Annotated in this window: 23 protein-coding genes; 17 read left to right on the top strand and 6 right to left on the bottom strand. The window is 70.5% G+C overall.

All coding sequences use genetic code 11. The features are described 5' to 3' along the window. Nucleotides 1-206 precede the first annotated feature (206 nt). From ACIRRY_RS41870 to ACIRRY_RS41890, 5 genes are all read left to right on the top strand, one after another. Entirely contained in the window at nucleotides 207-1,841 is a 1,635-nt protein-coding gene (locus ACIRRY_RS41870; protein WP_403984082.1) for a glycoside hydrolase family 20 protein, read from the top strand. A 40-nt stretch (nucleotides 1,842-1,881) separates the two neighbouring features. Beyond that, nucleotides 1,882-2,112 carry a FitA-like ribbon-helix-helix domain-containing protein gene (locus ACIRRY_RS41875; RefSeq protein WP_403983885.1) on the top strand — a complete coding sequence of 77 codons (231 nt, stop codon included), beginning with the start codon at nucleotides 1,882-1,884 and terminating at the stop codon, nucleotides 2,110-2,112. Next, nucleotides 2,109-2,522 (top strand): type II toxin-antitoxin system VapC family toxin, encoded by a 414-nt coding sequence (locus ACIRRY_RS41880; RefSeq protein ID WP_403983887.1) that lies wholly within the window; start codon nucleotides 2,109-2,111, stop codon nucleotides 2,520-2,522. Before ACIRRY_RS41875 ends, ACIRRY_RS41880 begins: the two co-directional genes overlap by 4 nt. A gap of 227 nt (nucleotides 2,523-2,749) precedes the next feature. Continuing rightward, nucleotides 2,750-3,337, top strand: coding sequence for a hypothetical protein (locus tag ACIRRY_RS41885; RefSeq protein ID WP_403983889.1), 588 nt, complete (start codon nucleotides 2,750-2,752; stop codon nucleotides 3,335-3,337). 407 nt (nucleotides 3,338-3,744) lie between these two features. Continuing rightward, nucleotides 3,745-5,220, top strand: a complete 1,476-nt coding sequence (locus ACIRRY_RS41890; protein ID WP_403983891.1) for an MFS transporter — start codon at nucleotides 3,745-3,747, stop codon at nucleotides 5,218-5,220. Between the two features lie 3 nt (nucleotides 5,221-5,223). Here ACIRRY_RS41890 and ACIRRY_RS41895 read toward each other — a convergent pair whose 3' ends face one another. Then, nucleotides 5,224-6,414, bottom strand: a complete 1,191-nt coding sequence (locus tag ACIRRY_RS41895; RefSeq protein ID WP_403983893.1) for a Gfo/Idh/MocA family protein — start codon at nucleotides 6,412-6,414, stop codon at nucleotides 5,224-5,226. Nucleotides 6,415-6,682: 268 nt separating this feature from the next. Here ACIRRY_RS41895 and ACIRRY_RS41900 point away from each other — a divergent pair, with 268 nt between their 5' ends. The 4 genes from ACIRRY_RS41900 to ACIRRY_RS41915 all read left to right on the top strand — a co-directional run bounded on the left by ACIRRY_RS41900 (nucleotide 6,683) and on the right by ACIRRY_RS41915 (nucleotide 9,804). After that, entirely contained in the window at nucleotides 6,683-7,330 is a 648-nt protein-coding gene (locus tag ACIRRY_RS41900) for an RNA polymerase sigma factor (RefSeq protein ID WP_403983895.1), read from the top strand. Next, a complete protein-coding gene (locus tag ACIRRY_RS41905) occupies nucleotides 7,323-7,565 on the top strand; it encodes a hypothetical protein (protein WP_403983897.1) in 243 nt (80 codons plus the stop codon). Before ACIRRY_RS41900 ends, ACIRRY_RS41905 begins: the two co-directional genes overlap by 8 nt. Nucleotides 7,566-7,960: 395 nt before the next feature. Further along, nucleotides 7,961-8,623, top strand: a complete 663-nt coding sequence (locus ACIRRY_RS41910) for an RNA polymerase sigma factor (protein WP_403983899.1) — start codon at nucleotides 7,961-7,963, stop codon at nucleotides 8,621-8,623. Then, entirely contained in the window at nucleotides 8,623-9,804 is a 1,182-nt protein-coding gene (locus ACIRRY_RS41915) for a hypothetical protein (RefSeq protein WP_403983901.1), read from the top strand. Before ACIRRY_RS41910 ends, ACIRRY_RS41915 begins: the two co-directional genes overlap by 1 nt. A 225-nt stretch (nucleotides 9,805-10,029) precedes the next feature. Here the strand turns inward: ACIRRY_RS41915 and ACIRRY_RS41920 are convergent, their stop codons facing one another. Further along, complete coding sequence (locus ACIRRY_RS41920) at nucleotides 10,030-10,848, bottom strand: L,D-transpeptidase family protein (RefSeq protein ID WP_403983903.1); 819 nt, start codon at nucleotides 10,846-10,848, stop codon at nucleotides 10,030-10,032. Nucleotides 10,849-10,984: 136 nt separating this feature from the next. Here ACIRRY_RS41920 and leuE point away from each other — a divergent pair, with 136 nt between their 5' ends. Beyond that, entirely contained in the window at nucleotides 10,985-11,641 is a 657-nt protein-coding gene (gene leuE, locus ACIRRY_RS41925) for a leucine efflux protein LeuE (protein ID WP_403983905.1), read from the top strand. Here leuE and ACIRRY_RS41930 read toward each other — a convergent pair. Further along, entirely contained in the window at nucleotides 11,638-13,092 is a 1,455-nt protein-coding gene (locus ACIRRY_RS41930; protein WP_403983907.1) for an FAD-dependent oxidoreductase, read from the bottom strand. The two genes, leuE and ACIRRY_RS41930, sit on opposite strands and share 4 nt — an antisense overlap. Nucleotides 13,093-13,165: 73 nt before the next feature. On the opposite strand from ACIRRY_RS41930, the gene ACIRRY_RS41935 reads away from it, so the two are divergent. From ACIRRY_RS41935 to ACIRRY_RS41945, 3 genes are all read left to right on the top strand, one after another. After that, the gene (locus tag ACIRRY_RS41935; RefSeq protein ID WP_403983908.1) at nucleotides 13,166-13,816 is read left to right on the top strand and encodes a TetR/AcrR family transcriptional regulator C-terminal domain-containing protein; all 651 of its coding nucleotides are present in this window, start codon (nucleotides 13,166-13,168) and stop codon (nucleotides 13,814-13,816) included. Between the two features lie 442 nt (nucleotides 13,817-14,258). After that, nucleotides 14,259-15,245, top strand: a complete 987-nt coding sequence (locus ACIRRY_RS41940; RefSeq protein ID WP_403983910.1) for a glycosyltransferase family 2 protein — start codon at nucleotides 14,259-14,261, stop codon at nucleotides 15,243-15,245. Next, on the top strand, nucleotides 15,242-16,603 hold the full coding sequence (locus tag ACIRRY_RS41945; RefSeq protein WP_403983912.1) for a polysialyltransferase family glycosyltransferase: 1,362 nt from the start codon (nucleotides 15,242-15,244) through the stop codon (nucleotides 16,601-16,603). Before ACIRRY_RS41940 ends, ACIRRY_RS41945 begins: the two co-directional genes overlap by 4 nt. Nucleotides 16,604-16,677: 74 nt before the next feature. Here ACIRRY_RS41945 and ACIRRY_RS41950 read toward each other — a convergent pair whose 3' ends face one another. The 3 genes from ACIRRY_RS41950 to ACIRRY_RS41960 form a co-directional block, all read right to left on the bottom strand. Further along, the gene (locus tag ACIRRY_RS41950) at nucleotides 16,678-17,853 is read right to left on the bottom strand and encodes an acyltransferase family protein (protein WP_403983914.1); all 1,176 of its coding nucleotides are present in this window, start codon (nucleotides 17,851-17,853) and stop codon (nucleotides 16,678-16,680) included. A 143-nt stretch (nucleotides 17,854-17,996) separates the two neighbouring features. Next, nucleotides 17,997-19,337, bottom strand: a complete 1,341-nt coding sequence (locus ACIRRY_RS41955) for a polysialyltransferase family glycosyltransferase (protein WP_403983916.1) — start codon at nucleotides 19,335-19,337, stop codon at nucleotides 17,997-17,999. Then, on the bottom strand, nucleotides 19,337-20,317 hold the full coding sequence (locus ACIRRY_RS41960; protein ID WP_403983918.1) for a glycosyltransferase family 2 protein: 981 nt from the start codon (nucleotides 20,315-20,317) through the stop codon (nucleotides 19,337-19,339). The genes ACIRRY_RS41955 and ACIRRY_RS41960 overlap by 1 nt, the downstream gene beginning before the upstream one ends. Before the next feature lie 198 nt (nucleotides 20,318-20,515). Between ACIRRY_RS41960 and ACIRRY_RS41965 the strand changes: the two genes are divergently transcribed. From ACIRRY_RS41965 to ACIRRY_RS41980, 4 genes are read left to right on the top strand one after another with little or no spacing between them, the layout of a single operon-like run. Next, the gene (locus ACIRRY_RS41965) at nucleotides 20,516-21,835 is read left to right on the top strand and encodes a DUF6716 putative glycosyltransferase (RefSeq protein WP_403983920.1); all 1,320 of its coding nucleotides are present in this window, start codon (nucleotides 20,516-20,518) and stop codon (nucleotides 21,833-21,835) included. 32 nt (nucleotides 21,836-21,867) lie between these two features. Beyond that, a complete protein-coding gene (locus ACIRRY_RS41970) occupies nucleotides 21,868-23,169 on the top strand; it encodes a cytidylyltransferase domain-containing protein (RefSeq protein WP_403983922.1) in 1,302 nt (433 codons plus the stop codon). 14 nt (nucleotides 23,170-23,183) lie between these two features. Further along, nucleotides 23,184-24,122 carry an N-acetylneuraminate synthase family protein gene (locus tag ACIRRY_RS41975; RefSeq protein ID WP_403983924.1) on the top strand — a complete coding sequence of 313 codons (939 nt, stop codon included), beginning with the start codon at nucleotides 23,184-23,186 and terminating at the stop codon, nucleotides 24,120-24,122. 54 nt (nucleotides 24,123-24,176) lie between these two features. After that, nucleotides 24,177-25,274, top strand: coding sequence for a hypothetical protein (locus ACIRRY_RS41980; RefSeq protein ID WP_403983926.1), 1,098 nt, complete (start codon nucleotides 24,177-24,179; stop codon nucleotides 25,272-25,274). Nucleotides 25,275-25,289: the final 15 nt, after the last annotated feature.

Here is a 25,289-nt window from a genome sequence, read left to right on the forward strand (position 1 = left end):
ACGAACGGTGCGGCAGGGGATGGGGTGAGAGATGTGGTGAGAAGTGCGTCACCAACGTTATCCGGAGTGGTCATGACGTGTTCGACAGATGCCCGAATTTCACCCGGACGGGAGAGTTTCGGAACGTGTGGTGGACGTCCGCGATCCACCGGGGGCCGTAGGTTGGCGCCGTGAGCCAGCACAGGCGCCGCTCGTCGGCGAAGCAGGTGAAGCGGAAGCAGAAGCGGGGGCTGATCGCGGTCGCCGCGGCCACCGCCGTGGTCGCGGGCGGGGTCGGCCTCGGGCTGTGGGCGTCGTCCGGGGACGACGGGAGCCCGGTCGGCGCCGCGCTGAGTCCCGCCGACGGCACCTCCTCGTCCTCGCGGGCCGCGGGCTCGCGCACCCCCACGCCCACCCCGAGCCCGACCCGCGTCTATCCGCTGTCGCGGACACCCCGCACCATTCCCGCCGTGCGCTCGCACACCCCCGCGCGCGGTCCCGGCTGGCGCCCCGCCAAGGGGAACCGGGTCGTCGTCGACGACGCGGACCTCGTCGACGAGGGGCGGCTGATCGCCGGTGAACTGGGACTCACGTACGGCGGCGAGGCGGGCGACGTGCGCGCCGGGGACGTACGGCTGGCGCTGAACGACGACGAGGGCGCGAACCCGGAGTCGTACGCGATGACCGTGCGCGGCGGGCGGGTCACCATCAGCGGGCCCTCGGACGCGGGGGTGTTCTACGGCACCCGCACGCTCAAGCAGGAGGTGCACGGCGGCGGTACGGCGCCGGAGGGCGTCGTGCACGACCAACCGGCCAAGCCGCGGCGCGGGTTCATGCTGGACATCGCGCGCAAGCCGTTCACCGCGTCCTGGATCGAGGACCGGGTACGGGAGTTGGGCGACCTGAAGTTCAACGAACTGGGGCTGCACTTCTCCGACGACCAGGGGTTCAGGATCGCCTCCACGACGCACCCCGAGGTCGTGTCGAAGAATCACCTGACCAAGGCCCAGGTGAAGGCGATCGTCGATCTCGCCGCCGGCCGCCACATCACCGTCGTGCCCGAGATCGACTCGCCGGGGCACCTGGGCGCGGTGCTCGCCGCCCACCCGGAGCTCCAACTGCGCAACGCGTCCGGTGTCGCCACCCGCGGTGCCATCGACATCTCCAAGGACGCGTCCGCCGCGATCGTCGACGAACTCCTCGACGAGTACGCCGGGTTGTTCCCCGGCGACCAGTGGCACCTCGGCGGCGACGAGTACCAGGCGCTGACCGTCGCCAACCCCCAGGCGTCCTTCCCGCAGTTGGCCGCCGCCGCGACGAAGGCCTACGGGTCCGGCGGCACCGTCGCCGACCTCACCACCGGCTGGCTCAACGACCGCGCCGACACGGTCCGCGACCACGACCGGACGATGCGGGTGTGGAACGACGGCTTCTTCAAGGGGACTTCGGTGGCGGCGGCCAAGGATCTCCAAGTGGCGTACTGGACGGGCAAGGAGATCGGCGCCCGGCAGCCGGTCGCGTATCTGAGCGCGGGCCGCAAGGTCCTCAACTACAACGACGAGTACCTCTACTACGTCCTCGGTGAGCCGCAGACCTTCGTCTATCCGACCGGGCGGCGGATCTACGAGCAGTGGAACCCGCGTGTGCTGCGCGGCACGCAGGCGGTCCCGGCGAAGTACGACGGCCAGATCCTCGGCGGTTCCTTCGCGGTCTGGTGCGACCTCGCCAACTCGCAGACGCAGGCCCAGGTCGCGGCCGGCATCCGGATGCCGCTGCGGGCGACCGTGCAGAAGCTGTGGGATCCGGGGACGCCGGCGTTGACGTGGGCGCAGTTCAAGGTGCTCGCAGGCCGGCTTGGTTGATCTGCCAGCAAAATGCTAGCGTTGCGACTATATTGGCTGCATGGCGACTCTGTATGTGCGGGACCTGTCCGAGGAAGCGCTCACCGAGCTGAAGATAAGGGCGGCAAGGAACAGGCAGTCCTTGCAGGCCTACGCGCGGACTCTGCTTGAGGAGGAAGCGGCCACGCCGTCGCTGGAGGACGTGCTGGAGCGCATCCGTGAGCGTGCCACGGCCCGCCTCTCCACCAGCGAGGTACTCGGGGACATCGACCAGGGTCGGCGTTACGAGTGATCGTCATCGACGCCGGGGCTCTGGTCATGCTCGTGGCCGACGCGGGACCGGTGGGTGAAAGGGTTCGTGAGCGTGTCAGGGGCGAGCGGCTCCTGGCTCCGCACCTGGCCGATGTGGAGGTTGCCTCGGCGTTGCTCGGCAGGCACCGTGGGGGCAAGCTGAGCGACCCCCAACTGGACGACGCTTTGGCCGAGTTCGCGGCACTGCCGATCCGGCGGTCGGAGCACCTGCCGTTCCTGGCGCGGGTCCGCGAACTGAGATCCAACCTGACGGCCTACGATGCGACGTACGTGGCCATCGCGGAGGGGTTCGCGGTGCCGTTGGTGACCAGTGACGGCCGTGTCAAGGACGGGGCCAGGGCTGCCCGGGCCAAGTGCGAGGTCGAGGTCATCAACGAGAACACCCTGTAGGAGCCGGTTCCCGCCGCGGTCCGAGCGGGCTGGCCGCTTCTCGGCCTACTCACCGCGGATCTCACCGGCAATTCCGATACCGAAGATCACGATCCGTTGGCCGAAAATCTCTTCTTCCGTTTTCTCGACCTGCGCGAGGCCCTCCCATGTGACACTCCCGGGGTGGAGCACGCAGTTTGGGGAAACGCGGGCGCCATAGGGGAGGGGCCCCGAAGAGGGAGGTCTGGATGAGTCTGGTGGAACTGATCGCACAGGCCGACGAACGCGCGCTGGCCGTCGGCGGACTGGCTTGTTTGGATCGGTGCGTGCCGCTGCTGGGCGGTGACGACGAGGTGCTGCGGCCCCTGTGGTCCAGCCTCGCGGACGGCGCCGAGGGAGAGACGTGGGGGGAGTGCCTGGAGCAGGCGCGCGCCAAGCTGCCCGCCCTCTTCGAGGAACCCGGTGAGGACCGTGCCGTGGCGCTCGCCCGCACGATGCTCGCGACCGCGCCGCCGATTCCGGCCGGTCCCGCGGTACGGGAGTGGGCCGACGCCTGCTCGCTCACCTCGCTGCGGATCCACCGGCTCCTTGAGGTCATGGCTCCCGCCGACGACGCGGACGCGATCGACGCGCGCCGCGCGGGTCGTACGGACGGCATGTCGCCCCTCGTCGCCGCCGAGTTGCGGCGCCAGATCAGCATCCTCGAACTCCTCGCCGGCACCGGCGCTGGAACCGGAGCCGCTCCCGCCGGACTGCGTCAGGTGCTCGCGGTGTCGACCGAGGGCCGCCGGGTGCTGCGCGCGGTGGTCTCGCGGCGGGCACGCGGGCGGAGTTGAGAACGGGGTCGGGGTCGGGGCCCGTGAACGGCGGGCGTTGGTAAGGGAGTTCGGTGGCGGCGGGCGGTACGGGTTCGCGCGGCCCGGACGGAATGTCGGAACAACGGCCCGCCGCCGGGCCCTTGGCGCATCGGCGCATCCACGCATCGGCGTATCCGCGCATCGGCGGTGAGTGTCGGCCGCGTACTCCGGAGGGGCTGGTGGGGGACCCCGTCGACGAGGCGCGGCGGTGTTCCTGCGGGCGCGGGTCTGCCGGCATGCGATGAACAGCTCGCGGCCGTAAGGGAGTTCGGCGTGAGGACGGCCGTGCGGGGCTCGGCAAAATCGGGGTAATAAGAGACGCTGGCGTTCCCCAACGGTGGGGTGCGGGAGGACGATGAAGGCGGCCGTCGGACCGGGGAGGGCATATGGCCGAGAACCGTCGTTGGTGGGCGCTGGTCGTCATCGCGCTCGCGCAGTTGATGGTCGTCCTCGACATGACCATCGTGAACATCGCGCTGCCGTCCGCGCAGATCGACCTCAACATGTCGGACGGGAACCGGCAGTGGGTCATCACCGCCTACACGCTCGCCTTCGGCGGACTGCTGCTGCTCGGTGGCCGCGTCGCCGACCTCGCCGGGCGCAAGAACACCTTCATGATCGGGCTGATCGGCTTCGCCGCCGCGTCCGCGCTCGGCGGTGCCGCCGCCAACCAGGGCATGCTGTTCGGCGCCCGGGCGCTGCAAGGAGTCTTCGCCGCCCTGCTGGCACCCTCCGCGCTGTCGCTGCTGACGACGACGTTCACCGACCCGAAGGACCGCGGCAAGGCCTTCGGTGTGTTCGGCGCGATTGTCGGCGCGGGCGCGGCAGTCGGCCTCCTCGCGGGCGGCTTCCTCACCCAGTACCTGGACTGGCGCTGGTGCCTCTACGTCAACGTGCCCATCGCGCTGATCGCGTTCGCCGGCGCCTGGGTCCTGCTCAGCGACAGCTCCCGGCACCCGGAGGCCCACCTCGACATCCCCGGCGCGCTCCTCGGCTCGGGCGGCATGCTCACCCTCGTCTACGGCTTCTCCGAGGCGGAGTCGCGGAGTTGGGGCGACGGGCTGGTGCTGACGCTGCTCGCCGCCGGGGTCGTCCTGCTCGGCGCCTTCGGGTTCTGGCAGACGAAGGCGCGCGTTCCGCTGCTGCCGATGACGGTGGTGAAGGACCGGCAGCGGGTCGGCGCGTTCCTGACCATCCTGTTCGTCACCATCGGCATGTTCGGTGTGTTCCTCTTCCTCACCTACTACATGCAGCGCGTCCTGGGCTATTCGCCGGTCAAGACGGGCGTCGCCTACCTCCCCATCACCGTCGGCATGATCACCGGCTCCACACAGGTCGCGGCCCGGCTGCTGTACAAGGTTCCGCCGCGCACCCTGATGGTCCCGGGCCTGCTGGTCGCGGCGGGTGGGCTCGCACTTATCGGTCAGGTCGGGGTGGAGCCCGCGTACGCCACGTACATCCTGCCCGGCATGCTGATGCTGGGTCTCGGCATGGGTACGGCGATGATGACCTCGGTGTCCCTGGCCACCGGAGGCGTCGCCCCGCGCGACTCCGGCGCGGCCTCCGCCACCTTCAACACGGCCCAGCAGGTGGGCGGTTCGATCGGTACGGCCCTCCTCAACACGATCGCCGCCACGGTCACCACGCGCTACGCCACCGCCCACGCGGGCTCCGGCGTGAACAAGCGGCTGCTGGAGGCGAAGGCCGCGGTGCACGGCTTCAACGTCGCCACCTGGTGGGCGATGGCCTCGATCCTGCTGGCCGCGCTCATCGCCGGCGTCCTGGTCGACGCGGACCGCGTGCCGACCCCGGGCGCCGTCCCCACGGAGACGCCCCAACAGCCGGTGGACACCACGATCTAGGGTCTACGGCATCTGGCCCCGCTCGAAGTAGGCGACCAACTCCGTTTCCAGGGGCGGTACTTCACGCGGAGTGCCGCCGTCCCGGAGTGACTCGGTGGCGCCCGACCCGGCGGCCACCGCCATCCGGGCGGCCACCGGCGAGGTGTCGGTGCGCCCGCCGTGCCGTACGAACCGCAGGAACTCGTCGATCAACAGCGGGTCGGCGCCGCCGTGTTCGCCGTTCCGGTCGACGGCCGTGTCCGCCACCGGGTACTCGGCGTCGGGCCGCTCCCGGTATCCCGAACGCCGGCTGTTCCAGACCTTCACCACCGCGTCCGGTCCGTCGCCGAAGTTCTCCAGCCGGCCCGCGTCGCCGATGACGGTGTAGTTGCGCCAGTAGTCGGGGGTGAAGTGGCACTGCTGGTAGGCGGCCAACACCCCGTTGTCCAGGCGCATGTTGACCAACGACACGTCCTCGACGTCGATGTCCGGGTTGAGCGCCCGCTGGGTGTGCGGCGGCCAGTGTCCGTCCTGCGTGTACCAGTCGGGGGTCTTCGGTTCGCCGGGTGCGCGCCGGTGCGGATTGTCGCCGTAGACCAAGAGGTCGCCGAACGCCTGGACCTGGCGTGTGTAACCCCCGGCCAGCCAGTGCACCACGTCGAGGTCGTGCGCGGCCTTCTGTAGCAACAGGCTTGTGCTGTACCGGCGTTCGGCGTGCCAGTCCTTGAAGTACCAGTCGCCGCCATAGCCGACGAAGTGCCGTACCCACACCGTCCTCACGGTGCCGATCGCGCCGCCCGCGACCAGGTCCCGCATCAGGCGGATCACCGGCATGTGGCGCATGTTGTGGCCGACGTAGAGGCGGGTGCCGGTCTCGCGGGCGGTGCGCAGGACGCGGTCGCAGCGCTCGACGGTGATGTCGAGCGGCTTCTCGACGAGGACCGGTCTGCCCGCGCGCAGTGCCGCGCAGGCGAGGTCGGCGTGGGTGTGGTCGGGGGTGAGGACGAGGACCGCGTCGAGGTCCGGGGCGTCAATGACCGTACGGGGAGCCGCAGTTGTCGTCACCCCCGGGAAGTCCTCGGCCGCCGCCGCGCGGGCCGCCGGGTCGGGGTCCGCGAGGGCGGCGATACGGGAGCCCGCGCCGGGGCGGTGGGCGACGCGGGCGAGACTGCCGCGCAGGCCGTAGCCGAGGACACCGATACGGAGGTCGGACATGGGTCTCCTTCGTTCGCGGGACGCCACGGGCGGGGGTTCACCGGGGCCAGAGGGACCGTGCCCCGCCGACGGGCCGGAGATGTGTCGGACATCCGACGGGCTGTGACGTTTCTGTGAGTCCCGGCGCTGATGGCCATGGGGGGTGCGGGGACCGTCGCGGGGGTGCGGGGGCCGCCGTGCTCGGTACGGATTCCTCACGCGCGCGCCACGGCTTCCCGGCGTACGCGCCGCGGATCCTTCGCGCACTCGGTACGGACGAGGACAGTCCTTGGGTCAGACAGGCGAGCCCCGGCGCGGGCACGCGTACGACGGGGAACTGGGCGCGGCCGTCGCTCGCGCCCAGCAGGGCGACGACGGCGCTTTCGCGGTCGCGTACCGGATCGTGCAGCCCGGGCTGCTCGGCTATCTGCGCGGGCTCGTCGGCGACGAGGCCGAGGACGTGGCGTCCGACGCCTGGCTGGAGATCGCCCGGGATCTGGGCCGGTTCCGCGGCGACGGGGCGGGATTTCGGGGCTGGACGGCGACCATCGCCCGGCACCGGGCGCTGGACCATCTGCGCCGACAGCGGGTGCGTCCGAGACCGGCGGCGCTGGAACGGGACGTACTCGAACTGCCGGGCCCGCACAGCACCCACGATCAGGCGCTGGAGTCCCTCTCCACCGAGTACGCGCTCGGTCTGGTCCGGGGTCTGCCGCGGGACCAGGCCGAGGCCGTCCTGCTTCGTGTGGTCGTGGGTCTCGACGGCCCCGCCGCCGCACGGGTGTTGGGCAAGCGCCCCGGCGCGGTGCGTACGGCGGCCTACCGGGGGCTGAAGCGGCTGGCCCGCGAACTGGGCGTGACGGGACGTGAAGTGGACGGGACGGAACGTGAATCGGGCGGGACGGAAAGGGATGGAGACGGAGACGGACATGGCTGACCAGGACACGGGCCTCCCGGGCTCCCCGGGCACAGGCCTCCCGGGCACCCCTGACCTGGGCCTCCCGGCCCTGCTGGGCGCGGCTCTGCGCGAGGGTGAGGTGGACGGCGAGGCCGAACGGCGGGCGGTGGCGGCGTTCGTGGCCGCGTTTACGGCGGCGCGGGACGCCGGGGTTCAGCCGGAGCGGACCCGCAGCCGGGACGACTGGCGGCCGGGGGCAGTGCCCCGCAAGTGACGGCGGCAGGCTCAACGGCGGTGCGGGTGCCCCTACTTGTACGTGAACGCCCTGACGGCGAGACCGGTGGTCCGGGTGGAGGAGTTCATGGCGCAGACGTGCCGCGTGTCTGTGAAATACCTGTCAATGACCGGTCGACGTCAGGTCAGTTCGTGAGAGACACCGCGGAGACGGCCGGGGCCGCCACCCCCCACAGGAGAGGCCCCGGCCGTCGCGCTGTACGGGCCGCGCGGCGGCCCGTACTTTTTACAGCGCCATGAGTGCGTTTTCTGTCACACCGCACCGCCGAACCAAGTAGTTGCACCTTGTACGGACATGGACGAGGAACAGTTTCAGGTCGTAACGTGCCTTTCGCGCCGGAGTGCGGACGCGACCAACACAATTCGAGGGACCACGTGCTGGGGGACGACGCGGAGCTGACCGCCGCGGTGCTTGCGGCACAGGACGGGGACGAGACCGCGTTCCGGACTGTGTACCGCACGGTGCACCCACGGTTGCTCGGATACGTACGGACGCTGGTCGGCGATCCGGACGCCGAGGACGTCGCGTCCGAGGCCTGGCTGCAGATCGCCAGGGACCTGGACCGGTTCAGCGGGGACGCGGACCGGTTCCGCGGGTGGGCGGCCCGGATCGCCCGCAACCGCGCCCTGGATCACATACGGATGCGCGGCCGGCGCCCCGCGATAGGCGGCGACGAGAGCGAACTCACCGGTCGCGCCGCCGATTCCGACACCGCGGGAGAGGCCATCGAGGCCCTGGCCACCGACAGCACCCTCTCCCTCATCGCCCAGCTGCCGCAGGACCAGGCCGAGGCCGTCGTCCTGCGGGTGGTCATGGGCCTCGACGCCAAGACCGCCGCGGAGACCCTCGGCAAGCGGCCCGGCGCCGTCCGTACGGCCGCGCACCGCGGTCTGAAACGGCTGGCGGAGCTGCTCGGCGGCGACCCCGAATCGGCCGCGGCCCTGGATGCCCTGCCGCCCCAGCGAGACCCGCACGACCGCGCGGTGAGGTCCGCCACTGTGACGCATACGCGCACGCGGACGCAGAAGGACATGTGATGGCCGACGAGCGCTCTGCTTTTCCGGAGGACACCGAATCCGCCGGCGGCTCCGCCGCGGGCCGGACCCCCGGCCGATGGCTGGACCGTGCGACCGCCGAGCTGTTGCTGCGCGGCGAGTCCCTCGAGGCCGTCGATCCGGCCGCCCGCGAACAGGCCGAGCGGCTCGCCAGGACCCTCGGCGCGCTGTCCGTGGAACCCTCGCCGGCCAAGGTCGAACTCCCGGGCGAGGAAGCCGCGTTGGCCGCCTTCAGGGCAGCCCGCACCGGCAACGATGTCGAACGGGCGGCCGTCGGCCGGCGCGGTCGCGCACCGTCCTCCGACGCCGGGCTCGTCCGGCTCGGGCGGCCCGCCACGGCCGTCCCCGGCCCCCGCTGGGGCAGATCCGTGCGGTTCGGACTGACCGCCGCGGTCGCCGTCGGCATGTTCGGCGGGGTCGCGGTCGCCGTCGGCACGGGGGCCCTGCCCACGCCGTTCCACGACGACCCGACGCCCGCCGCCTCGATCTCCGCCGCCGTGACGCCGCCCGACCGCACCCTCGTCTCGCCCGCGCCGGGCGGCACCGGCGACTCGGGTACGCCGACGACGGGCAGCGGCTCCGACGGCTCCTCGGGCGAGGCCGCGGGCAGCGGCGCGAACCCCACGCCGAGCGCGGGCGCCGACGACGACAAGTCCGTCGGTTCGGGCGGCTGGTGGCGCGCTGTCGCCTCGTCCTGTCGCGCGGTGCGCGAGGGCAAGCCCCTGGCCCCCGGCCGCAAGCGCGCCCTGGCGGGTGCGGCGGGCGGTACGTCCCAGGTGTGGACGTACTGCGACAAGCTCCTGAAGCGCACCGGCACCGGCATGGACGACTCGGACGACAAGAACGACCAGGGCAACGGCGGCAAGGACAGCGGCACCGGCAACGGCAACGGCAAGAACGGCGGCGGGCAGAGCGGCTCCGGCGGCCAGGGCGGCGAGTCCGAGGGGCAGGGACACATATCCCCGCTCGCACCGGGCGGCGGCGGTAACAGCGGTGGCGGCAGCGGTGGCAGTGGCTCGGGCGGCGGGTTCGACGACAGCAGCGCCGCCAGTCCCCTCCCCTCGGCCTTCACCCCGCTGGCCCGGCACCAGTCGCCGGCCCCGTCGCACACCACCGCCACCGGGCAGACCCCGGCCCCGAGCCCGACGTACAGCGCGCTCTGAGCTCAACTCGCGCCGCTGACCTGCACTTTCGTGAAATGCGGGAAATTCTTCGCGGCAGGTGTGACATTTCCGGCCGGTGCGGCGCAGTACTGAGTGAGCCGACTGGTCATCGGCCATCGCACTGAGCCGGGGTTCCCCCCGTACCTGGGCTCGTGCACCCGGCGCGGGTGGGACACGTTCCCCCGGTCCCGCCCGCGCCTCATACCTCTCACCGCCCCGTCTCCCTCACTGATGGACGACGACCTTGTCGCCGGTCCGCACCTGCGCGAAGAGACTCGCGATCGCCGCCTCGTCCCGTACGTTGACGCAGCCGTGCGAGCCGCCCGCGTAGCCCCGGGCCGAGAAGTCGTAGGAGAAGTGCACCGCCTGGCCGCCGCTGAAGAACATCGCGTACGGCATGGGGGAGTGGTAGAGCGTGGACACCCAGTCCCGGGCCTTCCAGTAGACCTGGAACACACCGTCGCGGGTCGGGGTGTACTGCGCGCCGAACCGTACCGACATCGTCGACACCGTCCGGCCGTCGATCATCCAGCGCAGGGTGCGGCTCGTCTTGTCGATGCACAACACCCGGCCGGTCAGACAGCGCGGGTCGGGGGCGCCGGCCGGCTGGCCGCCCATCAGATACAGGTCCCACTTGCCCGGCTCGTGCGTCATCTTCAGCAGCCGCTGCCAGGTGACGGCGTCGGTCTGGCCCGTCTTCGGCAGCCCGCGCTTGCCCTGGAAGCCCGCGACGGCCTGCTCGGTGAGATCGTCGTACGTCCCCGTCGGCCCGTCGAAGAGCCAGTCGACCTGGCGCAGCCGCGCCTGCAACTCACGCACGTCCGTGCCGCTGTCGCCGCGCGCCCACAGGACGTTCGCGGCGCGGACGGCGCTCGGGGCGCTCGCGGTGGTGTCGGCGCCGGCCGAGGGCTTGGCATCCGCTCCCGGCAGCTTGATGTGCACGGGCAGATGGTGCTTGCCGTCCGCGTCCGTGCCCTGCGCGGTGCAGCCGCACACCACCACCAGGGCGGACAGGGCCGCCGCGGCGACGATCGCTCTCCCCATGCCCGTAGTACGCATCGCGGACCCCTGTCGTCTCACCGGTGTCGTACGCCGGAGACGTACCCCTGAGGTCTTCCCCGGATGCCGGGTCGTGAACGACACCTTCTGGGCCGTCGGGCCCCGTGCGACACTCGTCCTCATGTTCGGTGTCATAGACCTCCCCACCTACCTGGCCGGCCTGGTCCTGATCGTGTTGTTGCCCGGGCCCAACTCGCTGTACGTCCTCTCGGTCGCCGCCCGGCGCGGGACCCGGGCCGGGTACACGGCCGCCGCCGGTGTCTGGTGCGGGGACACCGTGCTGATGACGCTCTCCGCGGCCGGGGTCGCCTCGCTGTTGCAGGCCAACGCCGTGCTGTTCGGGATCGTGAAGTACGCGGGGGCCGGGTATCTGACCTGGCTGGCGTTCGGGATGCTGCGGGCCGCGTGGACGATGTGGCGGACCCGCAAGGAGCGGGCGGCCGCCGAGACGGTGCCGGACACCACGGCCGCCGACGAGCGGCCGTACCGCCGCGCCTTCGTCGTGAGCCTCTTCAACCCGAAGGCGATCCTGTTCTTCGTCGCCTTCTTCGTGCAGTTCGTCGACCCGGGGTACGCCTACCCCGCGCTGTCCTTCGTCGTGCTCGGCGCCTTCGCGCAGCTCGCGAGCTTCCTCTACCTCAGTGCGCTGATCTTCAGCGGCACCCGGCTGGCGAGCGCCTTCCGCCGGCGCAGGCGGCTCGCGGCCGGTGCCACCTCGGCGGCGGGGGCGCTGTTCCTGGGCTTCGCGGTGAAGCTGTCACTGGCGAGTTCCGTCTAGCGGATAGAGCGGATAGAGCGGATGCCTTGGCGTTCCGTGTACTCCGCGAGGCCGTCCTCCGTGGTGCCCGCCCAGCCGACGTAACCGTCCGGGCGGACCAGGAAGAGACCCGTGCCGTACGGCTCGACGGCGGGACCTTCCACGACGTGCACCGCCTCGCCGACGCCCGCCGGTGCCTTCGTGTCCAGGGCCAGCAGGGTCCAGTGCGGGCCGCGGAAGGCGTCGAGGAGGCGGACGCCGGCGATCGTGCGGTCGGGTGCGCGGTCGCCCGCCCGTAGCGCGTCCTCGGACAGGTCCGTGCGGGTCTCCACCGAGAGGGAGCGGTCGCGGTAGCCGAGGCCGAGCTGCTGGGTGGCCTTGCCGCGCTGCACCTCGCCGCGGTGGACGCGGGTGGACAGGCCGAGCATGTCGGCCGCGTTGGGCAGCCGTTCCTCCTCGTAGGTGTCGAGCAGGGACTCTCGGGCGCCCTCGCGCAGCACCGCGCCCAGCTTCCAGCCGAGGTTGTAGGCGTCCTGGACGCTGGTGTTGAGGCCCTGTCCGCCGGCCGGCGAGTGGACGTGCGCCGCGTCCCCGGCGAGGAAGACCCGCCCGGCGCGGAAGCGGTCGGCGAGGGCGGCCCGGGGGCGGAAGTCGGAGGCCCAGCGCAGTTCGGTCACGTCCTCGGGGGCGAGGTGGGTGCGGCCGGCGACGGTCTTGCGGACACCGTCGAGGGAGAGGTCGACGTCGGTGCCGTCCGGGTACTGGGCGATGACCTGGAAGTCCTCGGTGCCGGCCAGCGGGAAGACCGCGAGAAAGCCGTCGCTGTCGGGGCGCGGCGGGAAGACGTGCACGCTGTCGCGGTCCAGGCCGGTGATCCGGACGTCCGCCACCAGCATCGGGTTCGGGTCGACCGTCTCGCCCGTCATGCCGATGCCCAGCGTCCGGCGGACGACCGAGCGACCGCCGTCGCCCGCGACGACGTACCGCGCGCGGACGGCGGCACCGGAGGCGAACTCCACCGTCACACCGTCCTCGTCCTGCGTGAAGCCGGTCACCTCACGTCCGAAGGCGACCTTCCCGCCCAGCTCAGTCAGCCGTGCGAAGAGGATCTCCTGGGTGCGCCACTGCGGCACCATCCACGGCGTGTGGTACGGGCTGTCGGGGTCCGACTCGGACGGCTCGAACATCTGGTGTTCGGCGACCTTCCGTCCGTCCTGCCAGATCGCCCCGGTCGGGTAGGTGCCGCCCTGCGCGAGGATCTCGCCGATCACACCGAGGTCGTCGAAGACCTCCATCGTGCGCGGCTGGAGTCCCTTGCCGCGCGAGCCGGGGAACAGTGCGTCCGCCTTCTCCACGACCAGCGCGTCCACCCCGCGCCGGGCCAGGTCGATGCCGAGGGCGAGGCCGGTCGGGCCCGCGCCGACGATCAGCACATCCACGTGTTCCGCGTGATCCGCCATGAGCTCACTCATGATCACACTCTCCTTAACGGTGTTAAGTTCCGGTGCCCATCAGGGTTCCCTTAACGCTGTTAAGCTGTCAAGCGTGAGTACGGAACGACGCACGCCCCTGGACCGCAAGCGCGTGGCGGACACGGCCCTGAAGCTGCTCAACGAGGTCGGTCTCGACGGGCTGTCCCTGCGCGCCATCGCCAAGGAGCTGGACGTCAAGGCGCCCGCGCTCTACTGGCACTTCAAGGACAAGCAGGCGCTGCTGGACGAGATGGCGACGGAGATGTACCGGCGGATGGTCTCCGACGTCCCGTTCACCGCCGAGGAGACCTGGCAGGAGCGGCTGCTGAAGTCCAACCGCGGCCTGCGCACCGCCCTGCTCGGCTACCGCGACGGCGCCAAGGTCTTCAGCGGCTCCCGCTTCACCGGCACCCTGCACGCGGTGGAGATGGAACGCACCCTGCGCCTGTTCACCGAGGCGGGCTTCACCCTCGCCCAGGCGGTCCGCGCGACCTCGACGTCGTACCTCTACACGATCGGGTTCGTCAGCGAGGAGCAGGGCGTCCAACTGCTCCCGGACGAACGGCGGGAGGGTTACGACATGGACGAACGCGCCCGCCTGCTGGCCGACTTCCCTCTGTCGGCAGCGGCGGGCGCGGAGATCTTCGAGGACTACGGCAAGCACTTCGAGGAGGGGCTGGCCGTGGTCGTGGCGGGGGTGGAGGTGTGGTCGGGGGTCAGGTGAGGGTGGGTCGGTCGTGGGTGCCGGCCCACGTGTAGGAGGAGTCGACCTCCTGGACGGTGTCGGTGGAGTGGACAGGCCAGGGCCCGGAAGTCCGTGCCGGCCCCGCTCGTCACCCGCATCGGGGGTTCGCCGTCGCGCAGGTAGTCGTCGAAGGCGGTTAGTCGGTTGGCCGGTGGGAGGTCGTCGCTGCGGAATGCCGTTCTGAACGCCGGCCCGGTCACGGACGCCGGCCCGATCACGCGATCCCCCCGATCGGTCGTCCATCCATTCGATTGTCGGATCGTCGAGCGGGGGTTCGGGATGTGTGCTGGAGTGGCTATTCGTAAATGGAGGGCGGCCCGTAACTTCGAGTTCACCTGTTGGCCCCGGCAGGGTTGATATCCGGCGTCGAACATCTCCTACGGTCACAAGAATCCGCCCCGGAGAGAGCCCAGGTGTACGCGTGACCAACCGCCCCCCAACACTGTCCGTGATCGTCCCTTGCTACAACATCGAGGCCTATGTCCCGGAAACGGTGACAAGTCTCGTCAACAACGCGAGTGACGAGTTCGAGTTCCTGTTCGTCGAGGACCGCTCGACCAAGGACAAGACCTATGAGGCTCTCCTGGAGCTGACGAAGCGGCTCCCGAACAGCAGGGTGATCCGGCACGAGAAGAACGGCGGTCTGGCCACCGCCCGCAACACCGGGATCGATGAGGCGGAAGGCCGCTACCTCACGTTCCTCGACGGCGACGACTGGCTCGCGCCGGGCTATCTCGCCGACCTCGTGGACGTCATCGAGCGCTTCGACGTCGACTTCGTGCGCACCGACCACGTCACCGTCATGGGCGTCGAGCGGGCCATCCAGCGCTCCCCGGAGGGCCGCCGGCACACCCCCCTCGACCCGCGCAGCTCGATCCTGCCCGTCGACGACACGACCATGGTCGACTACCCGTACGCCTGGGCCGGCATCTACCACCGCCGCCTCCTGGACCGCGGCCTGCTGCGCTTCCACGACGGTCTGCGCACCGCCGAGGACCGCCCCTGGATCTGGGAGCTGCACCGCAAGGCGGAGACGTACGTCGCCGCCAGCCTGCGCGGGGTCTTCTACCGCCGGGGCCTGGCCGGTTCGCTGACCCAGATCGGCGATGTCCGCCAGCTCGACTTCTTCCGCTCCTTCGACCTGGTCCTCGCCGAACTCGCCGACGACCCCGAGGCCGCGAAGCTGCGCAAGAAGGCGCTGCGCAACTACTGCGTCGTCATCGCCCACCAGCTCCTGGACCGGGGCCGCTTCGAGCGCAGCGTGCACGCCAAGCTGCGCCAGATGGCCGCCGAGGCGCTCGGCCGGATGACGGAGACCGAACTCAACGACGCGCTCGTCGGCATGGGCGAGGAACGCGTCCACACGCTGCGGCGCATCCGCGGTGGCATGAAGGGAGTCGCGGCATGAGCGGCACGAAGAGTGGCACGACACAGATCTTCTTCTCGGCCACGCAGTACGCCGCCGCGACCGTCACCGCCGCGATCCGCGCCGGTTTCTTCGGCCCGCGTACGGCCCACCGCCGCATCCTGGTGGTCAGCAACACGGCCGCCGTGCCCGAGGTCGGCACCCCGCTGGACCGGATGCCCGGCTTCGAGAAGCTGCGCCCCGAGTTCGACGAGGTCCGCTCGTGGAACGAGTTCATCTCCCCGTTCCACCCGGCCGGTTGGTCCCCGCGCGCCCAGGACACCGCCCTGTGGGAGAAGGCCGTACGGCTCGCCTGGAACCTGGGTGACGAGGACGTGGAGATCGCCTGCGAGTCCATCCAGGCCAACCCCTCCCGCGGGGTCGCCGACATCTTCGCCGACAGCAAGGTGCATGTGTACGCGGACGGCCTGATGAGCTACGGCCCCACCCGCAACCGCATCCCGCACAACCTCAACAGCCGGATAGCCCGGGTGCTGCACCTCGACCTGATACCCGGCCTGCGCCCGATGCTGCTGTCCGAGTACGGGGTCGAGCCGCAGCCCATCCCGAACGAGGCGATCGTCGAGGTGCTCGCCCAGATCGGTGAGGACGGCGCCTCGATCCTCGCCGACCTGCTGCCGAGCGAGGACCGGCCGACGGCCGTGATGCTCGGCCAGTACCTCTCCGCGATCGACCTGATCACCCAGGACGAGGAGGAGCAGCTGCACGTCCGGATGCTCCGCGCGGCGGCCAAGGCGGGCCACCAGGACATCCTCTTCAAGCCCCACCCCAGCGCACCGGCCGTCTACAGCACGTCACTTGAGCAGGCGGCAGACCAACTCGGCGTCCGCCTCACGGTGTTGCGCGAGCCGGTCCTCGCCGAGACGGTCTTCGCCCATCTCCGCCCGCAGTTGGTCATCGGCTGCTTCTCCACCGCGCTGATGACGGCCGCCGCGTTCTACGACATCCCCGTCGCCCGCGTCGGCACCGGACTGCTCCTCCAACGCATCACGCCGTACGAGAACAGCAACCGCATCCCGCTCACCGTCATCGACGCGATCCTGCCGGACGCGGAGCGGGACAAGGTCGGGCAGCCGCTCGAACTGGGGCGTCTGGCAGAGGAGTTGGCGCCGCTGGTGCGGGCCGTCGGCTACTGCATGCAGGCCCTCAAGTACCACGGGATGCGCGACGAGGTCACCGCCTGGCTGACCGTCCATCTCGACGAGTACCCGCAGTACTTCAAGAAGCGCCGCCTGACCAGCCTCCGCCTGCCCGGCGGCAGCCCGGTCCGCGCGGAGTCCCTGCGCCGGAACCCGACCGTACGGCGCGTGGTGCGCCGTATCCGGGCCGCGCAGGCCTGACACGGCGGGCGAGCGGAAGGGCCCCTCGACCGACAGCGGTCGAGGGGCCCTTTCCAACTGGTCTGCCGGTGCGGCTACTTGCCGAGCTTCGCCGCCAACTGCTTCGACTGGAGCGTCATCGTCCGCTTCAGCTTGGGCCCGAACGGTTTCTCGACGAAGCGGTGCATCAGATACGCCAGGCACAACAGCCCCGGCACGGTCAGCGCGAGCGTCTCGTACGGGCCGAGTCCGAAGCCCCGGTGCAGCACGCGGATCGCGAACCAGCCCAGGTGCTCGTGGATCAGGTAGAACGGGTACGTCAGCGCGCCCGCCAGCGTCAGCCAGCTCCAGTTCGCCCAGCTCGTCCAGCCCAGGGCCACCGCCGCGACGGCCGCGAAGGCGACGAGGACGATCGCCTGGATCACATGCGGGTTGCGGTGGAAGTCGCCGGTCATGCCCGGGTGCCACAGCGCCGTCACCGAGTAGCGCTGACCCAGCAGGAAGGACATCCCCACGATGCCCCACAGCAACAGGTCACTGCCGTACCGGTAGATCAGGTAGAAGGCGAGGCCGCCGATGAAGTACGGCGCGTGGTCGCGCATCACCAGCTCGGTCGTCAGCGGGTTGTCGGCGACCCGTGCGAAGCAGCCGGCCATCGTCCACAGGATGCAGAAGGTCACCACGCGGCGGTAGGTGACGCCCTTCCAGATCACGAACAGCGCGAAGAAGAGGTAGAACCGCATCTCCACCCAGAGCGTCCAGTCGACGCCGATGACGCGGGGCACACCCATCGGCTGCTGGAGCATCGTGAAGTTGACCAGGAACTCGTCCGAGCGCAGCGGCTTGACGACCACCGGCATCAGGACCGACGCGGTGCCCACCAGGATCAGGGCCACCCAGTACGCCGGGTAGAGGCGGGCGATACGGGAGCGGAAGAACTCGCCCATCGACTTGCCCCAGCTGCTCATGCAGATCACGAAGCCGCTGATGAGGAAGAAGAACTGCACCCCGAGCGAGCCGTAGGTCCCCGCCTCGGACAGGGTCGGGAACATCTTCCCGGGGGACTGGTGCCAGGAGGACGCGACCTCACCGTTCTTTCCGGTGAAGTGGTACAGGCACACCATCAGGGCGGCCAGCAGCCGCAGTCCGTCCAGGGCGCGCAGCCGGTTCTCCCGGGGCGGGCGGGGCGGGGCGACGGGTGGCTGCTCCGGGTCCTGCCCAGGGTCCTGGCCCCGCAGGGTGGGTGCCAGGGCCTGGTCAACCGCGTTCATCCTGGGCCTTTCTCGCCGACGTCGAATGGCTGTTCCGTGGCGGAACGATGTGACGCTACGAACGTTCGACAGATGAAAGGCAATTCAGCGGCGACACACAGGGGTCTCCTACATGTCGCCCGGATGAACAAATTGAATGAAGGCTAACGGCCGGACAACGCCCGGGCGCGGCGGGCGATGCGTCGTACCGTCTGATTGCGTGGAATGAAGGAGAGTTGTGCAGGTACGGCGCCGGGCAGCGCCAGCGCGGTCAGCCGCCGGCGTTTGAAGTAGCGCCAGGTGTGCGGATTGAGGTGGGTGGAGAGATAGCGCTCGGCGTCCTCGCGCAGCCGCGGATAGATCTTGGGCTGCATCGCGAAGCCGACCGCCCTGAGGAGCCCGGACAGTTCCTCCACCCGCTCCGGCGACGGCATCCGCCAGGCCGTCACCGCCTTCTTGTCGCCGAGGTCGGGCAGCACGGCGTCCACGATGGTCAGCGGCACCCGGTTGCTGTTCTGGTACGGCGTGAGCCGGGCCAGCACGGTGTCCGTGCCGACGCGGGCGACCGGGAGGTCGTACAGGCCGGCGGCGGTGAACAGCGCGGTGGAGAAGCAGCCGACGACCAGGGCGGGGCGCAGTTGCTGGAAGGCGACCTCGGCGAGCACCGGGCGGTCCAGGAGGGTGAGTTGAGCTCCCAGCTTCCTCGCCTCGTCCTCCAGGAGCCGCGACCAGCGGGAGGGCGCCACCGGGTGCGGCTTGAAGACCAGTGTGCGGTGGCCGAGGGCCACGGCGCCGCGCACCATGCGCAGATGCAGCTCCTCCTCCTGCTGGTCGGTGAGGATGCCCAGCGCGGCGAGGTACTGGCCGAGCAGCAGGGCCGGTTGACCCGCCACGGCCGGCAACTGCTCCTCGGAGGCGGAGAGTTCGCCAAGTACCTTGAGGAAGGCCTCCGTCGGCACCAGCTCCGGCGGGACGCCGAACTCGGTGAGCAGCAGCGGGGTGAGGCCCGGGACGAGATCGAGGTGCAGCAGCCGCTCGATGCGGGTGCCGACCAGCGGGTCGATCTTGTCGCGCGTGGGGCCATAACTTATGAGGCCGTCCGCGTAGACGTCGACCGGGGCGCCGGTGAAGAGCTGGCACAGCGCGAGCGACGGATTGACCTGCACGGACTCCACGGCGAGCCGGATCTCGTCGTCGCCCAGCCGCCACAGCAGCCGGACGTACCGCTCCCACATCGGGACGTCGTCGCCCCGCGGGCTCCAACCGCTCGGGTGGAAGGGGGAGATGGTCTCGTTCCACGACAGCACGTCGTCGAAGCGCCCGCGCAGCCGGTCGAAGCCCGGCATCGAGTCCACCGACGGGGTGGTCTCCGGGTTCGCCGCGTTGTTGGTGATCAGCAGCAGTCTGCGGTCGGCCTCGCCGAGGAGCCCGGCGTCCAGCGCGGCGGCCAGTGTCGCGGCGCCGTACAGCGTCGACGCGCACAGGATCTGGGTGGTGCGGGGCATCAGGCGGCCACCGTCCGGGCCGAGGTGGGACGGCGGCGCAGGCGGCGCAGCCGGCTGGCCCGCTGGGGGTCCATCGAGTCCATCACGTCCGCGAGTACGTCCTGCGGCATGCGCTTGAGCGCGGCGGAACTCAGTGAACGCAGTTTTCGAGCCACGGCGGGTTCGAACCTCTCGATCGATCCGAGATGATGAGCCATGATCGCGCAGTAGGTGCGCACCGCTTTGGGGAGCAGTTGGTCGGCGTCGCGGTCAGCCGCCGTTTCCTCGATTACCTGGTCGAACGCACGAATGAAATCGAGTTGCCGGACATCCCCGATCTGGGTGAGCGAGGAGGCGACCCCGCGCCGGTAGAACACCCCGAGCAGCCCCACCGTGGCGAAGGACTCCGCCTCCCGGTGCAGCTTCCAGATCCACGGCCGGTCCTCGGCCGTGCGCAGCCCGTCGGTGAAGTGCAGCAGGCCCCGGTCGACGAGTCTGCGGTGGTAGATGCCCGCCCAGGCGTACGCGTAGTCGACGGAGGTCGAGCGGTCGGCGGGCAGGATCGCGTCCCGCGGGTTCATCACCACACCCCGCCGGCCCTGCGGCACCCGGGCGATCGAGCGGGCCTTCGCCGTGCACACCACATGGTCGGTGCGCACGAAGTCGCAGCCGAGTTCCTCGATGGCGGCGAGCAGTCGCGGGAAGTAGTCCGGGGCGAGCCAGTCGTCGCCGTCCAGGAACGTCAGATACTCGCCACGTGCCTTGTCGATGCCGGTGTTGCGGGCGGTCGCCAGCCCTCCGTTCTTCTGATGTCTGACATGTACGACGCCTGGCAACTCCCGCTCCGCGCGCGCGAGAATGTCAGGGGTCTCGTCGGTCGAACAGTCGTCGACGAAGATGAATTCGAAGTCCTCCCGTGTGTTCGCACGCAGGCTCTTCAGGGTGTCGGGCGCGTATTGCTGCACGTTGTAGAACGGCACGATGACGGAGAGCTTGACCACCCGTATGACGGTAGAGGGCGCTCCGGCATCGGTCTTTACCATTGGTTTGATGTCGGGTGAACGCCACGTGGCGAACCTGTGAACCAGGAATTCTTACGGGCCTACCACGCCCTGATTCGCCATTCGGCGGTGTGCTGTTAACCCTTTGTTGCCTTCGGGTTGGGCCGAACAACGGAATGGCTTCCTAGCGTCTTCGGTGTGCCAGCAAGTGCAACGCAGACCCTGCGAGTAGCCGTCCTCGCGGATTCCGACACTCGGTGGAAATGGGGTTCGCTCACCGCGAACCGTATTGCTCCGGCGAATTCGGACATCTCTTTGGACGGGTACCTCCTGCGAGGTCGTGCCACCCCAACAGCCCGCCAGCTGAAGGAAGTCGGCGTCACCGCCGACTCCCTCCGCGAGGTGACCGCCGTCGAGTTCCTGCGCGCCATGGAGAGGGGCCCCGAAGACCAGTACGACCTGCTCGTCCTCTCCCTCGTCGGCGGCGGGGTCCAGGCGATGCTGCACGGCCTGGCCCGCGCCTGGGACGGGCGCACCGAGCGGCCCGTCGTCGTCACCGGCTATGTCGGCGTCGTCTACGAGAAGCTCACCGACGGTCTGCTGCTGCGGCACGGCGCGGACCTCGTGCTCGCCAACTCCCGCCAGGACGCGGACCGTTTCCGCGCGGTATACGACGGGGTCGGCGCCGACTCCTCGGCGGTGACCGAGGTCGCCCTGCCGTTCCTCGGCGGGGACGCCTACACCGGTGAGAACGACCCCTACACGGTGGTTTTCGCGGTGCAGCCCTCGGTGCCGGACAACCGCAAGGACCGCGACTACCTGCTCAACAGGGCGATCCAGCACGCCCGTTTCCACCCGAACCGCGAGGTGCTGCTCAAGCTGCGCTCCAAGCCCGGCGAACACACCACGCACATCGAGGAGTTGCCCTACCAGAAGCTGGTCCAGGGCAAGGACCTGCCCGCCAACTTCCGCCTGGTGTACGGGCACATGGGCGAAGTCCTCGACCGCACCGACCTCCTGGTGACCATCAGCTCGACGGCCGCCCTGGAGTCCCTGCACCGCCGTATCCCCACCGTCGTGCTGACCGACCTCGGCATCCGCGAGGGCCTCGGCAACCACCACTTCGTGGGCTCCGGGTGCCTCGCCTCCTGGGACCAGCTCGACGCCGGGTACAAGCCGACGCCGGACGCGGAGTGGGTGGCCCGGCAGGGAGTCCTCGCCGACGGATCGTACGACACGGCCTTCGACCCGGCCCGCGAGCGCATCACCAAGCTGCTGGCCGGCGGCGACATGCCCGCCCTGAAGCCGTACTACACGCCCGAGACCGCCCCCGGCTATCTGCCCGGCATCCTCGCCCGCCACCACCTCGGCCCCGACGGCACCCCGCTGCCCGGCGCCCCGGCCGCGGACAAGGCGCCCGGACCCGTCCGGCAGATCGTGCGCCGAGCCGCGCGCGGCGCCTACCGCCACGGAGTGCAGCGCGTGGCGCCCGTCATCCGCCGGATGGGGGAGCTGTGAACGTCAGGATTCCCGCTCAAGGAGTAGAGCCCATGTCCAACCCGCAAGCGGGCCAAGGCGCTTCGGTGCGCCGGGTGCTCGCGGTGATCCCCGCACGCGGCGGCTCCAAGGGCGTCCCCGCCAAGAACCTCGCCCCCGTCGGCGGCGTCCCGCTGGTGGCCCGCGCCGTCCGCGAGTGCCGCGCCTCCCGCCTGGTGACGGACGTGGTCGTCTCCACCGACGACCAGGCCATCGCCGCCGCCGCCCGCCAGGCCGGCGCCGAGGTCGTGCTGCGCCCCGCCGCCATCGCCGGCGACACGGCGACCTCCGAGGCCGCCGTCCTGCACGCCATGGACGCCCACGAGGCCCTGCACGGCGCGTCCGTCGACGTGGTCCTGCTCGTACAGTGCACCAGCCCCTTCATCGTCCGCGAGGACGTCGACGGCATCGTCGACGCGATCGTCGCGAACGGCGCCGACACCGCGCACACCGTCGCCCCCTTCCACGGCTTCGTGTGGCGCGACGCGGACGACGAGGCGACGACGGTCGTCGAGCCGACCGCCACCAATCAGGTCGGGGGCGCCACGAAGGTCGCCAACCCCCCTGTCACCAGCGGCGGTTACGGTGTCAACCACGACAAGTCCTTCCGCCCGCGCCGCCAGGACCGCCCCCAGGACTTCCTGGAGACCGGCGCCGTCTACGGCATGGACGCGGCCGGCTTCCGCAAGGTCGGCCACCGCTTCTTCGGCCGCACGGAACTCGTACGGACCGACCCCGCCCGGGTGTTGGAGATCGACGATCCCCACGAGCTGGCCAGGGCACGGGCGTTGGCCCCCCTCTTCGACGCGGACCGCCCCGGTTCGCTCCCGACCGCCGACGACATCGACGCGGTCGTACTCGACTTCGACGGCACCCAGACCGACGACAGGGTGCTGATCGATTCCGACGGACGGGAGTTCGTCTCCGTGCACCGCGGAGACGGGCTCGGCATCGCGGCGCTGCGCAAGAGCGGCCTGAAGATGCTCATCCTGTCCTCGGAGCAGAACCCGGTCGTCGCCGCCCGGGCCCGGAAGCTCCAGCTCCCGGTCCTGCACGGCATCGACCGGAAGGACCTCGCACTCAAGCAGTGGTGCGAGGAGCAGGGCATCGCGCCGGAGCGCGTGCTCTACGTCGGCAACGACGTCAACGACCTCCCGTGCTTCGCCCTCGTGGGCTGGCCCGTGGCGGTCGCGAGCGCCCACGACGTCGTACGCGGCGCCGCACGCGCGGTCACCACCGTGCCCGGTGGCGACGGCGCTGTCCGAGAGATCGCCAGCTGGATCCTCGGCCCCTCTCTCGACTCCCTCACCAAGTAAGGAAACCCGCTGTCATGAGCATCAACTCCCGTCTGCGCCAGTTCGGTTCGAAGACCGCAGGACCCGGCCACCCCGTCTACGTCGTCGGCGAGATCGGCATCAACCACAACGGTGAGCTGGAGAACGCGTTCAAGCTGATCGACGCCGCCGCCGAGGCCGGCTGCGACGCCGTCAAGTTCCAGAAGCGCACCCCGGAGATCTGCACCCCGCGCGACCAGTGGGACATCGAGCGCGACACCCCCTGGGGCCGCATGACCTACATCGACTACCGCCACCGCGTGGAGTTCGGTGAGGACGAGTACCGCCAGATCGACGAGTACGCCAAGAGCAAGAACATCGACTGGTTCGCCTCCCCGTGGGACACCGAGGCCGTCGCCTTCCTGGAGAAGTTCGACGTCCCCGCCCACAAGGTCGCTTCCGCCTCCCTCACGGACGACGAGCTGCTGCGCTCGCTGCGCGCCACCGGCCGTACGGTCATCCTCTCCACCGGCATGTCGACGCCGAAGCAGATCCGCCACGCGGTCGAGGTCCTCGGCAGCGACAACATCCTGATGTGCCACGCCACTTCGACCTACCCGGCGGTGGCCGACGAGCTCAACCTCCGCGTCATCAACACCCTCCAGGCCGAGTACCCGAACGTGCCGATCGGCTACTCCGGTCACGAGACGGGCCTCCAGACCACCCTCGCCGCGGTCGCCCTGGGCGCCACCTTCGTCGAGCGTCACATCACCCTCGACCGCGCCATGTGGGGCTCGGACCAGGCCGCCTCCGTCGAGCCGCAGGGCCTGACCCGCCTCGTCCGCGACATCCGCACCATCGAGGCCTCCCTCGGCGACGGCGTCAAGAAGGTCTACGAGTCGGAGCTCGGCCCGATGAAGAAGCTGCGCCGCGTCAACGGCGTCGTCGCCGAGGCCGAGATCGCCGCGGCCGCGGGCGAGCCGGTCTCGGTCTGAGTCTGAACCATTAAGCGGCAGAGTCACTTACGGTCACGGGACGGTCGTACGACAATGAGCCCCCACGCCGGCGAAGCCGGTCTCACCCCCCACACTCTCGCGTTCGTGGAGAGTCCGGTACAGCTTCTGAACGTGCTGGAGTGGGCGTACCTGCGTGCGCCCCGAGCCGAGGAGGCGTCCGGCGTGCCCGGCGGGGGGCTCACCCTCGTGGTCCTGTCCCCGACCGACCCGATGACCCGCGGCCAGTTGCGCCGCATGGCCGACCTCGCCCGCGACGAGGGCCACACCGTGCGCTGGGAGGAGGCACGGGGCGGACCCATGGCCCCCTTCCAGACCATCGGCGGCCTCACCAGGCTGCTGCGCAAGGCGGACCGGATCGTCATGGGCGACCCCTTCTCCCGCTACGTACAACTGCTGCTGACGATCACCAAGGCACGCGACCTGGTAGTGGTGGACGACGGAACGGCCACGATGGAGTTCGTCGCCCAACTCGCCAGCGGCGAACGCCTGGTGCGCTGGCACCGCAAGGGCGGCCGCCCCGGCCCGCGCGACCTGATCTTCGCCCCGGTCTCCTCGGCGGCCCGCCGCCGGCTGACCCCGAGCGGCCGCCGCCAGGTGGAGATCTTCTCCTCGATGCCGATCGAGACGACCCCGGAGGGCGTCACGATCACGGCCAACGCCTTCGCCTGGACCCGCGCCACCTTCGGCCCGCCCCGCATCACCAAGGGCGCCGACATGGTCGGCACGTCCCTGGTGGAGACGGGAGTGGTCGACAACGACCGCTACCTGGAGGCGGTCGCCACCCTCGCCAAGACCCATGGCGCGACCCGCTACTTCGCCCACCGCCGCGAATCCACGGAGAAACTCCACCGGCTGGCGGTCGAGACGGGCCTGGAGATCGTCCGCCCGGACCTTCCCCTGGAGCTGATCGCCCGCCGCGGCCCCATCGGCCGTACGATCCTCAGCTTCCCCTCGACCGTCGTGCACACCCTGCCGCTGGCCCTGGTCGGCACGGAGGTCCGGGTCGCGGTGTGCGACATCGACCCCGCCTGGCTCACGGAGAACGCCTCGCCCCGGGCGCAGGGGTTCCTGTCGGGGGTCACGGGGACGGCGCGGGACGTACACCGGTTGTCGGCGGTGACGGTGGCGTAGCCCGGCCGGAGGGGG

It is taken from the genome of Streptomyces sp. NPDC101776 (assembly GCF_044766845.1).
GTDB lineage: Bacteria > Actinomycetota > Actinomycetes > Streptomycetales > Streptomycetaceae > Streptomyces.